Below are 10,935 nucleotides of genomic sequence, written 5' to 3'. Positions count from 1 at the left end.
GCTGCCGCAGCGCCGGCGCCACATAGGCGAAAGTGTTCAGATCGCCGAACTCGAACACGAACGCGACAGCCAAAGCCAGCAACACCCCCCGGTGGAACCGACCCATCGGCAGGCGATCCAAGCGGGCGGACAGCTCGACGGGACTCGAGTGCTCGCGACGGCGAGGGCCTCGGGCGATGGTCAACGGGGTTCCCCTTTCGCAGAGGCCGAGGGCCTGGTCTCTGAATGGGGAGAACTGTCCGGCCGGTGCCGGCTGATCACCGTCGGTCCGACGCCCGAGACGTGAGGGGACCGGACGTCGGGCGATCGGCGGACCAGGCACCGTACGCAGGGAGCGCCGAGGGGCGCCGAGCGTGGCGGACTCAGCTCGCCTGACGAGCGCCCGACACCGGTGTCACAGGTCGAGCGGGAGGACGGTGAGCTCGGCCCGGGAGGTGACGCCGAGCTTGCCGAAGATGTTGCGCAGGTGGAAGTCGCCGGTGCGGGGGCTGACGAACAGCTGCGCAGCGGCGGCACGGTTGGACAGACCCTGCCGGACCAGGGCGGCGACCTGGCGTTCCTGGGCGGTCAGCTCGGTGGTGGTGGAGACGTCGCGGCGGCGGGCTCGCCGCAGGCGAGGTGGGGGCGGGCCCGGTCGGGCAGCCGCGGTGAGCGGAGCGGGCGGCGAACAGCTGTGGGCCCAGTTCCGCCTCGCGGGCGGTGACGTCGTCACCGTCCCGTTCACCGTCGAGGCGCGCTGACCCCGGATATCGACGGCGCCTCTTCTCGTCCGGCCGGGAGGAGGCGCCCTCGTGTCGCCGGGCCGGGTTCGGCAGGACCCGGCCGCCGCCCGTCAGCCCCGCGCGAACAGCTCCTCCAGCCAGTCGAACACCACCGCCGCCGAGTACGTGAGGTTGCCCAGCTGGCAGTGGGTGTCGGCGCCGTCGTGGGCGGTGAAGGTGTGGGCGGTCACGGGGCCGGCGACCTCCGAGCAGAACCGCTCGAACTGGGCGCGTGGCTCGCCGCCCTCGCCGGAACCGACCAGCGCGAGCGCCGGGCAGGCGACGGCGGTGGGGTCGACGCGGAAGGCGCGCAGGTAGGCGAACGTGTCGAGGAGGCTCGTCCGGCCGAACCGGGTCATGAGCGAGCGTGCGAGCCCCTTGGCCGCGACGGGCAGCGCGGTGTCCGGCAGGTGGTCGATGTCGTCGAGCCGCAGATCGTCCCCGGGGTCGAGGACGACCTCCGGGTCCCCTCCGACGTACGGGGCCACGAACGCCACCTGGTACGCATGCAGGTCCACGATCGGCGAGTTCGCCACCACCGCCCGGATCCGGTCGTCGTGGGCGGCGGCGCGGGTGACCCAGTACCCGCCCAGGCTGATGCCCAGCAGCGCCAGCCGTTCCGGGTCGACCTCGGGCCGGGCGAGCAGGTGGTCCAGCCACGGCGTGACCCACCGCTCGGTGTCGGGGACGAAGTGGGTGTGCGGCTCGGTGCGGGTGACGTCCATCTGCCCGGGGCCGCAGATCAGCAGCACCCGCCAGCCCCGTTCCAGGCCCGCCCGGCCGACCTGCAGGTAGGTCTCCTCCAGCGTGCCGTCGAAGCCGCTGGTGGCGACGAGGGTGGGCCCGGGCCCCGCATCGGCCGCCGGCGTGCACAGGTAGCCCGGCAGCCGCTGGTCCTCCCACGGCAGCCACAGCTCCTCGACCCGCCCGGGCAGGTACGGGGCCGCGGCGAGGAACGCGGCCCGGCTGGCGAGCCCGAGCTCGACCTGCCGGGGGGTTCCCGCGGGGGCGAAGTACTCCGCCGTGCGGAAGCTGTTGCAGGCGTGCAGGAACCGGTCCCGGGCGCTGATCTCGTGCCCTGCCGCGGCGCGCGCCTCGGCGTCGGCGCGCTGGCGCTCGGCGAGCGCGGCGAAGCCGTCGGTCCAGCCCGCCGCGCTGTCCCCGAGCGCCGCGGCGAGGGCGAGTGGCTCACCGATCGACGCGCCCCCGTACACCGCCGAGCCGAGCTGGCGCAGCAGCTGGAAGTCCAGCTCGGGATCGGTGAACCCGCGCACCCGCGTGGAGCTGCGCTCGGTCGTCTGCGTCATCGGACCCTCCCTCGTCGCGCCGCCGGCGAGTCAGCGTGCGTGGGACGAGGTCGCGCCGCGCAGAGCACAACGTCCTCGGTCCCGTATCGAAGGCCCTCTCCTTGCCGTCGCCGACCGGGCGACGACACGGCCTCGGAGATGCCGGTCCACGTCCCACGGAGAAGCATCTCGCCTCCGGAATGGATCCCGGCAACAATTCCCTGCCGGCCGCAGAATTGCTTTTCTCGGCGCCCCGAGCGGACGAGGTGGTGTCCGGACCGGCCCCCGGGTAGGGAGCGCACGAGGACCGGTCCGGGGTCTCAGATGCCCGGCGGGGCCGTGGTGTCGCAGGTGCACTCAGGAGCCGCCGCCGCGTGCTGGACGGCGGCATCGTTCGCGATCTCTGCCAGGTGGTGCAGCACGCCGTCGGGAAGAACGGGATCGGTGGCCCGGACCACGGCACTGAACAGGGCGTCGCCGAGGTCGCGCCACGCGGCGGCGCCGGGTCCGCCGACGGCGGCCTGCATGTCGCAGTTCGTCGCCAGGGCCATCACCGCTGTCACGACGGTCTCGTATCTGTGGTCCACCGCACCGCTTCCTCTGCCCGGCTGAGTGACGGGGATATCGCGGATACGGAGCAGTCGTTACTGCGTCGTAATCGTGGCATGGATCACGACGCACCCTGAGCAACCTTAAATTCTCAGGGTTTCGGGCTGGCGTCGACTCATCCATCACGCGGGCGACCCTGAGAGTCGTCCCCGAATGGTCAGGCGATCACCATCGGCGGTGGATCGACGCGGCCGGGGGCAGAGGCCGCAGGAGGGCGGTGCCGACCGCGACCGACGCGGCCAGGAGGCCGGCACCGAGCAGCCCCAGGACCAGGCAGATCACCACGGTCAGGACGGCGGCGGCGATGACGACCTGATAGCAGCGGGCTGTCCGGGCCTCGTTCACCGGTAGCGCACGTCGCATCGACAGGGCGAACCGCGGATCCTCCCTGGCCGTGTGCTTCTCGATCTCGCGCAGGACGCGCAGCTCCCGCTCGCTCAGCACGTGCTGCCTCCGTTCGCTCCGGGGCTGCGTCCGAGGGGAGCGCCGAGGACGGGCGCCCACCGCTGGGCGAGGCCGCGCGCAGCGAGGGTGCAACCGGGCTGGTGCGCCGAGCGGGCTGCTCCACGCCGCGGGTTTCGCCGCTGTGTCGGGGCCGTCATATCCACTGATACGCCCCGCCACGGCGGGGTGTTCAGCCCGCGACGCCGCGGTGAACGCAGCCGGGCTGCGCAGCGTGTGAGTAGGTGCCGGGCACCGGCGCCCGTGCGCCGCTCGCCTCCAGGACACGGCCACCCGATCGGAGACAGGCAGATGCAGCGGAAGTACATCCTCGGTGGCGTCGCCGTCGCCGCAGTGCTCGCCGGCGGCGGGATCGCGTTCGACGCGGCACTGCCGGGGCAGGGAGGCCCCGCCGCCACGGCCGGCGTGCCGTCCTACGGCGTGCCGTCCTACGGGGCGCCGTCCTACGGGGCGCCGTCCTACGGGGCGCCGTCCTACGGGGCGCCGTCCCACGGGCCGTCGTCCTCCGGTGGCCCATCGGTCGCGGCGGGAACGGCCGGAGTCGGCTCTGCGGCGTTGGCGCCCGGCACCGCCCTGGTCGACGGTCAGGGCCGGACCCTGTACCTGTTCGAGGCGGACACCGGCTCCGCCTCCACCTGCAACGGCCCGTGCGCTCAGGTGTGGGCCCCACTATTGGCCCACGGCGACCTGCCGGTCGCCTCAGGGGCCGCGCGCGCCGCCCTGTTCGGAACCTCGGCGCGGAACGACGGCACCCGGCAGGTCACCTACAACGGCCACCCGCTCTACTACTTCGCCGGCGACCGGGTGCCCGGCGACGCACGCGGGCAGGGGCTCGACCAGTTCGGTGGTGCCTGGTACGTGGTCGCCCCGGCCGGCGAGAAGATCGGCACCAAGAAGATCGACACCGAGAAGATCGACACCGAGGGCTCGGCGCCGATGCCGATGCACGGCAGCACCGGCTATGGGTACTGACGTCGACCCGTCTCCCGCGCCTTGCCTGCGGTTGTGACCTGCTAGACAGCCAGGGCCGGTGCGATCGCGAGGACGAGCGGTGTGATCGCAAGCGCGACGACCGCTGCGCGGGTGAGTGTCCGGCGCCGGCGTGGCAGGTGCGCCGGGGGACGCAGGAGACGGTGGATTCGCGCGACCGCGTCGGCCCCGGCAGCCCCCACCGCCGACGCGGCCATCGAGGTCGAGGTCGATGCCGGAGTCGGTCGGACGGCTGTCCCGGGTCGGGTCGCTCCCCCTGCGACGGCGACCAGCGCACTCGCCAGCACCCGGGGCTCGTGGCGACGCGCGGCCAGTTCGTCGGCGTCCATCTCGAGGAGCCGGCCCACGAGGGCGGGTGCCTCGCGCAGCAGCGGCACGGCGGGCAGCGCCGCGGCGAGCAGGGCTGCCGCGGTCTGCCGGCGGTGGTGGCGGGCGGTCAGGTGCGCGTTCTCGTGGGCCAGCACCGCTCCCAGCTGCGGCTCGGTGAGCAGGGCGATGGCCCCGCTGGTGACCACGACGGCCGGGGCCCGGCCGGCGAGGCTGTACGCGGCGGCGTCCGGATGGTCCAGGACCAGTGCCGAGAGGTCCGCCCGGGGCCGGCCGGCCAACTGCAGCAGCAGCCGCTGGCGGCGGCCTTCGCTGCGCCGCCGGTGGGCGAGCCGCCCCGCGGCCCAGCCGATCCGCGCGAGGAGGGTCACCGACAGCACCTGGCCCGCGGTGACGAGCCCCGCGGCCGGGGTGCCGTAGGCGGCGCGCAACCGCTGCAGACAGGCCCCGACCAGCTGCCCGAGGTCGGCGGACAGGGCGCTGGTCGGCAGGACGACGGTGACGCCCGCCAGGACGAGTGCGAGGGGGACCGTCCAGGCCGCGGCGAGGATCGCCGCGGCGCCCAACCGGGGTGCACGAACCGGCCACGTCGCGCGCCGGAACGCGACGGGGCCGGCGAAGCCGACCACCGTCGCGTAGAGGATCAGGACGGCGCCGACGGTCATGACGCCGTCCCCGGGCCGCGCCCCTCGGGCGTGTCGTGCAACGCGGCGGCGAGCGCGGCGGCGTCCTGCGGGTCGATCTCCTCGACGAACCGCGCCAGTACACCGGCCCGGTCGTCGCTGACCGCCAGGGCCTCGTGCATGAGCCGGGCGGTGTAGGCCTGCCTGCTCAGCACCGGCTCGTAGCGCCAGGCCCGGCCGTCCCGGTGACGACGTAACCACCCCTTGCGGTGCAGGTTGTCCAGCACCGTCATGACGGTGGTGTAGGCCGGGGCCCGCTGCGGGTGCACTCCCTCGACGACCTCGCGGACCAGCAGTGGGCGGCCGGCCGCCCACAGCAGCTCCATCAGCGTGGCCTCCAGGTCACCGAACGGGCGCGATCGACGGAGCGACGGCATCGGGCGACCTCCCTGCGGCGGCGACGGGTGGCCCACGGCCTCCCTGCCCTTCTACACGGACGGTAGCCCCGGGACGTTCACCGCGGCGGCGAACATTCTCCCTGCCGGCCCCGGTCGGGAGCACCCCGCGCACGGTGCCGGCGCTCGTCGCTGCCCGTCGGACGGCCTCCGGACCGTGCAGAAGGGTCATCCGGTGGTCGGGGCGTGCAGGTCACCGAGCACCACGCCGGCGACCTCGCTGCCGAGCTGCTGGCCGGCCTGGTGGTCGAGCACGGTGTGCTGCCCGGCCCAGATACGGCTCAGCCCTGCTTCGTCGGCCGCCGCCGCGAGGCTGGTGAAGGTGCGGGTCACCCCGGGGGCCGCAGCAGAGGTGACGGCCACGGCCTGGCGCGGGCCGTAGAAGGCGGTCAGCGACGTGGCCGCTGCCTCACTGAGCGCGCTGTGCGCACCCGGGTAGGACGGGTCGGCGGCGGTGGGCGTGAGTGGGTTCCACGTCGGGTCGGCGACGACGGCCGGGTTGCCCGTGGCCGAGCCGAGCTGGATCGCCGTGACCGGTCGCCAGACGTTCTCCCGGTACTTGGCGTGGTAGAGCGCGATGGTCGTGTCGGCCAACGACAGGTCCAGCGTCGCGAACGCACCGGTGGCCTGCGCCAGGCTGGCCTGCCGGTCCGCGGCGAGCGTCTGCGCCACCTGGTTCCAGGTGTTCCAGACCGGTGCGGCACTCCAGAACCTGCCCGCCACGGTCTGGTCCGGGGTGCGGGTGGTGCTGTCGTCGCGCCCGAGGCTCTCGACCTGGTGCAGCGCGGTCGCGTACGCGGGACTGGTGACCGGCGGGGGCGCCGCCGGGGCGAACTGCGTGGCGCTGTCGAGCAGGAACGGGGTGACCGATCCCCAGCCGGTGTACATCGGCGCGGCGAACTTCGGCGGGGTCGGCCGGTAGTCCCCGGGCCGAGTACCCGCCACGAACGGCGCGGGGGCGGCGGACGAGCCGTCGGTGGCCCGCAGCGCGATCATCTGCTGGGCTGCCGCCGCACCGACCCGAGCGCCGTCCTGCGTGGCCTGACCGGTCGGCATGGCGGCCAGCTCGCTGTCGAGCTGGGCGTCGAGCCCGGCGCGCTTCGCCGGGTAGAGGGCGACGAGGACGTCGTGGGCGGCCTGGTCGGCGGCCGCGTCGGGGCGCGCGTCGCCCGGCACGGGCGTCACCGCGCGGTACGGCGACGCCGCATGCGTGATCGAGGCGACGGCGTCGTACTCGGCTGCCTGCAGCATCGCGAAGCTGCGGGTCGGATGCACCGTCGCCGGCTGGGCGTCCGGCGTGCCGAGAATCGCGATCAGCTGCCGGTTCCAGTCGATCACCGACCGGCCGGAGCCCGGGACGTCGGCCAGCGCGGCCGCGCTGGACATCCCGTCGGAGGTGGCCGCGAGGGCCGGGACGGCGACGCCCGCGGCGAGGGCCGCGGCCGCCAGGGTGACGAGGGTTCGGGTTCTCGTGCGCATCGGATGGTCTCCCTCACCGTGGGGTCGGGCGATGCGGGCGTCCGCACCGGGCGCCGGACCCCGCGGTCCGACGCACGCCACCAGACACGGGACGCGGGCCACCCGGCGTTCAATCCCCGGATCACTCCGACGAAGCCGGCCGACGACTGAACGGCCTGCTGCTACTAACCGTGTTAGTAGACATGACCACGGCCTACGCCCACCCGCTCCGATGCTCGACGCCCCCTGCCTTCGCCCCTGCACCGGGGCGCCCGCGCGGCGCCGACCCGGGGGAAGCCGGTGAAGCGCTACGAGTGCTCTACGACGAACACGCGGACGCACTGCTCGCCTACGCCGAGTACGTCACCCACGACCGCTCCGCCGCCGAGGACGCGGTGCAGGAGACCTTCCTGCGGGCCTGGCGCAACCTGCCGAGGCTGCAGGCGGGCGAGCGGTCACTGCGGCCGTGGCTGCGACAGGTGCTGCGCCGGGTGCTGATCGATGCCGCTCGCGCGGCGCGGGCCCACCCGGTCAGTCTCGTCGGCGACACCGTCCTCGACGACGAGGTCGACGGCGGCTACGAGGGCATGCTCGATCGTCGCCTGCTCACCCGGGCCCTGGGCGAGCTCACGCCTGCCCACCGGCAGGTCCTCGTCGAGATCTTCTACCGCGACGCCTCGGCCGAGCGGACCGCCACCGCACTCGGCATCCCGGCGGGCACCGTCCGCTCCCGGCTGTACTACGCCCTGCGGGCACTGCGCCGCCAGCTCACCGAGTCCTCGGCGGCGTCCCGGTGACCGAACCTCGTGGCACGGGCCGCGCCGTCGTCGCTATCCCTCGCCCCACCGCGCGATCGAGGTGGCGAAAGGTCGCGATCGTCGCGGCCTGCCTACCTGCAACGATCGCGTGAAGGTGGTCCTGTGGTGCAACGGGTGTGCAGGCAGGTCGAGCATCCCCGCACATCCGGTTGCGGACTTTGGTCCCGGGCCCGGACCGACCCATGGCCCGTACTTCTTGCGCCGGCAAGCGAGTTCCATCTCCCGGGGGTCAGGGGATGGGGAGCGGCCGGCTCGTCGGTAGGGCACGCCGACGAGCCGGCCGTCTGTTTGCGGGCGAAGTCGACGAGGCCGCCGTGATCCCGTCTCAGCTCCCGTCGGCAGCGTCGAACCGTGCCCGCCGTGCGCGGAGCAAGCCGATCGACTCCAGGGCGGCCATCACCAGCGCGAACGCCCCGAAGACCAGGCTGAGTGCCGTCACGTTCAAGGCCAGACCGAGCAGCGCACCGGCGACGACTCCCGGTGCCGCGGTCAGCCCGAGCAGCCACCCCCACCGTACTGAAGCAGTGCCTTGGCGCAGGTGCACCATGGAGCCGACGATGGTGTTGGGCACGAACATCAGCAATGACGTTCCCGCTGCGACGTGCAGCTCGACCCCGAACAGCAGCACCAGCGCAGGGACGGCCAGCAACCCGCCACCGAGACCGAGCGCCCCGTTCCACGCCCCGATCACGAACCCGACGACCACGGACATCGGGACGACGAACCAGAGGCCGGCGAGCACACCCGCGGGTACCAGTGCGTGGGTGAACAGCGGCGGCCCGACGGCGTCGACCACGAACTCGGCCCCGGTGAGGATCAGGACGGCGACCAGCAGCACGCGCAGCAGCGTGTCCGAGGCCCGGGCCAGGAGCCGTGGCCCGAGCACCCCACCGAGGGTGCCGCCGATGAGCATGCCCGTCCCGACGCGGAGATCGATGGCGCCGCCGGCGAACGCGTAGACGGCGGCGCCGGCCACGCACACGCCGATGTTCGCGATGGTGGAGGTGCCGTGCACCCGGGCCCGGCTCATCGTGGTGAAGCGGACGAGTGCCGGGACGAACAGCACGCCGCTGCCCCCGCCGAGCAGCCCGCCGATCACACCGCCGAGAAGCCCGATCCCCGCGATGCCGGCGATGCGGCCACGGGAACCGGTCTCCTCCCCGCCGCCGCGCGACGATCTACGCATCGAGTGGGTGCTGTCGAAGGAACTCGACGACCGCGTCGGGCTCCGCGCAGCGCTCGAGGACGTAGGCGTGGCGGGCACCGCTGATCACGTCCAGGGTCGTGGGCAGGATCCGTTCGGCGAGACGAGCGCCGTTCGCAGCAGGCGTCAGCTGGTCCGCGCCGTCGGTGCCTATGGCCCGTCGTTCTTGCGAGGACAGCCGTGTCGACATCGCTGCGCTGGCTCCCTTCTCACCCGGTGGCCGGCAGATCACCCGCGGCTCTTTGCGGGATCCTCCTTTCGCATTCTGCTGCTCGTGGCGGTGTTCGGCGCGGTGGTCGGCGAGATGCTCCACGAGGACCGCCCGACGCGGTGACGCGACCTTGTCGGGGCGACGGTAAGCGCAGCCAGGTGCCCACCTTCGACCACAGCTGTGTCCGGTGGGGTGACCCGTGTTCGGGAAGGTGCGCCATCGGGCACGGTCGTGACGACCAGGTCGACCGCTGAAGAAGCATCACCCCGGTGGCCGGCCGGGACGCAGAGTGCCGATCAACGCGACGGGAGCGTGGACGTGCGGGCGAGGCGGGTGCCGGTGCTGGCCGGGGTGCTGCCGGTGGGACGCGGCCGGTGGCTGCCGGAGGCGGTGGCCGGGGCGACGCTGGCCGCGCTCGCCGTCCCGGAGGTCCTGGGATATGCGCGGATCGCGGGCATGCCGGTGGTCACGGGCCTCTACACGATGCTGCTGCCCGCAGCGGTGTACGTGCTGTTCGGCGCGTCCCGGCACCTGGTCGTGGGCGCCGACTCGGCCACCGCCGCGATCCTCGCGGCCGCCCTGATCGGGATGGCCACCACCGGCAGCCCGCGCTACTCCGCGCTGGCCGGGACCGCCGCACTCGTCCTGGCCCTGCTGCTGGTGCTCGCGCGGCTGGTCCGGCTCGGGTTCCTGGCGAACTTCCTGTCCCGCACGGTGCTGGTCGGCTTCCTGACCGGTGTCGGCGTGCAGGTCGCGCTGGGCCAGTTGCCCGACCTGCTCGGGGTCTCGGCCGGCTCGGGAGGCCTGCCCGCACGGCTCGCGCATCTCGCCGGCGAACTCGGCGGCGTCTCGCTCCCGACGCTCGCCGTCGGGCTGAGCGCCGTAGCGGTCGTGGCCGTCGGCCGGCGGGTGGACCGGCGCATCCCCGCCGCGCTGCTGGCCGTGGTGGCCGCCATCGCCGCCGACGCGATCGTCGACCTCGGCCGGTTCTGGGTGGCCGTTCTCGGCCCGGTCCCGGCGGGGCTGCCCGGTCTCGTGCTGCCTGCGCTCGCCCCGTCCGATCTCGCCGCCGTGTCGCGACCGGCCCGCTCGCGCACCTGCCGCTGGCGGCGCTGGCCGGCGTCGTGTTCCTGATCGGTGTCGAGCTGGTCGACGTCGCGGGCCTGTGTCGCATCCTCGCCGTACGGCGTGCCGAGTTCGTCGTCGCGCTGTTGACCGCGGTGGCCGTGGTCGTGTTCGGCGTCGAGGACGGCATGCTGATCGCCATCGCCGCCTCGATCGTCGACCACCTGCGCCACAGCTACAGCCCGCACAACGCGGTCCTGGTCAAGTCGCCCGCCGGGCACTGGCGCTCGGAACCGGTCACCGCGGGCGCGCGCACGAGCGGCGGGCTGGTCGTGTACCGCTTCGCCAGCGCGATGTACTTCGCGAACGCCTCCCGCCTGATCGCCGACATCGGGACACTGCTCGCGGCCGGCCCCGACCTGCGCTGGTTCTGCCTGGACGCAGCGGCCATCGGCGACGTCGACTTCACCGCATCGACGGTCCTCGCGGGCGCGTTCACGCGGTTGCGCGCCCGCGGCGTGCGCGTGGTCGCCTCGAACCTCGCCCATGGCGTCCGCGTCGAGCTGCAACGCTACGGCGTCACCCCGGACGCCTGGTACGACACGTCCGGCGAGGCACTCGCCGCCTACGCGAACGACACCAGCGGTGGCTGAACGCGCTGGATGC

General features: G+C 73.7%; 13 protein-coding genes and 1 pseudogene. 5 read left to right on the top strand and 9 right to left on the bottom strand.

Annotation, left to right across the window (positions count from 1 at the left end; genetic code table 11):
- Positions 1–394: 394 nt before the first annotated feature.
- From LWC33_RS35895 to LWC33_RS10140, 4 genes are all read right to left on the bottom strand, one after another.
- Positions 395–712, bottom strand: coding sequence for a helix-turn-helix domain-containing protein (locus LWC33_RS35895; RefSeq protein WP_233304025.1), 318 nt, complete (start codon positions 710–712; stop codon positions 395–397).
- Between the two features lie 120 nt (positions 713–832).
- Entirely contained in the window at positions 833–2,068 is a 1,236-nt protein-coding gene (locus LWC33_RS10150; RefSeq protein WP_233304024.1) for an alpha/beta hydrolase family protein, read from the bottom strand.
- A gap of 299 nt (positions 2,069–2,367) precedes the next feature.
- Positions 2,368–2,634 carry a hypothetical protein gene (locus tag LWC33_RS10145; protein ID WP_233304023.1) on the bottom strand — a complete coding sequence of 89 codons (267 nt, stop codon included), beginning with the start codon at positions 2,632–2,634 and terminating at the stop codon, positions 2,368–2,370.
- A gap of 187 nt (positions 2,635–2,821) precedes the next feature.
- Positions 2,822–3,100 carry a DUF3040 domain-containing protein gene (locus tag LWC33_RS10140; protein WP_233304022.1) on the bottom strand — a complete coding sequence of 93 codons (279 nt, stop codon included), beginning with the start codon at positions 3,098–3,100 and terminating at the stop codon, positions 2,822–2,824.
- Between the two features lie 242 nt (positions 3,101–3,342).
- Between LWC33_RS10140 and LWC33_RS36485 the strand changes: the two are divergent.
- Together LWC33_RS36485 and LWC33_RS10135 are read left to right on the top strand one after the other, a co-directional pair.
- A pseudogene (locus tag LWC33_RS36485) lies at positions 3,343–3,567 on the top strand (hypothetical protein); the annotation flags it as partial.
- Positions 3,524–4,090 carry a COG4315 family predicted lipoprotein gene (locus LWC33_RS10135; RefSeq protein WP_372476585.1) on the top strand — a complete coding sequence of 189 codons (567 nt, stop codon included), beginning with the start codon at positions 3,524–3,526 and terminating at the stop codon, positions 4,088–4,090. The pseudogene LWC33_RS36485 and the gene LWC33_RS10135, both read left to right, overlap by 44 nt.
- A gap of 41 nt (positions 4,091–4,131) precedes the next feature.
- Here the strand turns inward: LWC33_RS10135 and LWC33_RS10130 are convergent, their stop codons facing one another.
- The 3 genes from LWC33_RS10130 to LWC33_RS10120 form a co-directional block, all read right to left on the bottom strand.
- Complete coding sequence (locus LWC33_RS10130; protein ID WP_233304020.1) at positions 4,132–5,100, bottom strand: M56 family metallopeptidase; 969 nt, start codon at positions 5,098–5,100, stop codon at positions 4,132–4,134.
- Positions 5,097–5,495 (bottom strand): BlaI/MecI/CopY family transcriptional regulator, encoded by a 399-nt coding sequence (locus LWC33_RS10125; protein WP_233304019.1) that lies wholly within the window; start codon positions 5,493–5,495, stop codon positions 5,097–5,099. The genes LWC33_RS10130 and LWC33_RS10125 overlap by 4 nt, the downstream gene beginning before the upstream one ends.
- A 186-nt stretch (positions 5,496–5,681) precedes the next feature.
- Entirely contained in the window at positions 5,682–6,992 is a 1,311-nt protein-coding gene (locus tag LWC33_RS10120) for a vanadium-dependent haloperoxidase (RefSeq protein WP_233304018.1), read from the bottom strand.
- A gap of 293 nt (positions 6,993–7,285) precedes the next feature.
- On the opposite strand from LWC33_RS10120, the gene LWC33_RS10115 reads away from it, so the two are divergent.
- Positions 7,286–7,768, top strand: a complete 483-nt coding sequence (locus LWC33_RS10115) for a sigma-70 family RNA polymerase sigma factor (protein ID WP_233304017.1) — start codon at positions 7,286–7,288, stop codon at positions 7,766–7,768.
- Positions 7,769–8,114: 346 nt separating this feature from the next.
- On the opposite strand, the gene LWC33_RS10110 is transcribed toward LWC33_RS10115, so the two are convergent.
- Both LWC33_RS10110 and LWC33_RS10105 read right to left on the bottom strand, forming a co-directional pair.
- The gene (locus LWC33_RS10110; protein WP_233304016.1) at positions 8,115–8,975 is read right to left on the bottom strand and encodes a sulfite exporter TauE/SafE family protein; all 861 of its coding nucleotides are present in this window, start codon (positions 8,973–8,975) and stop codon (positions 8,115–8,117) included.
- On the bottom strand, positions 8,968–9,306 hold the full coding sequence (locus tag LWC33_RS10105; protein ID WP_233304015.1) for an alpha/beta fold hydrolase family protein: 339 nt from the start codon (positions 9,304–9,306) through the stop codon (positions 8,968–8,970). Before LWC33_RS10105 ends, LWC33_RS10110 begins: the two co-directional genes overlap by 8 nt.
- Positions 9,307–9,522: 216 nt before the next feature.
- Between LWC33_RS10105 and LWC33_RS10100 the strand changes: the two genes are divergently transcribed.
- Positions 9,523–10,338: a SulP family inorganic anion transporter gene (locus LWC33_RS10100; RefSeq protein WP_233304014.1), complete on the top strand. Its 816-nt coding sequence runs from the start codon at positions 9,523–9,525 to the stop codon at positions 10,336–10,338.
- Entirely contained in the window at positions 10,329–10,922 is a 594-nt protein-coding gene (locus LWC33_RS10095) for an STAS domain-containing protein (protein WP_233304013.1), read from the top strand. Before LWC33_RS10100 ends, LWC33_RS10095 begins: the two co-directional genes overlap by 10 nt.
- The last annotated feature ends 13 nt before the right edge of the window (positions 10,923–10,935 follow it).

The sequence above is a fragment of the Pseudonocardia terrae genome, from assembly GCF_021343995.1.
GTDB classification, from domain to species: Bacteria; Actinomycetota; Actinomycetes; order Mycobacteriales; family Pseudonocardiaceae; genus Pseudonocardia; species Pseudonocardia terrae.
Note: the sequence above shows the minus strand (reverse complement) of the source record. Positions and strands in the feature narration are given on the sequence as shown.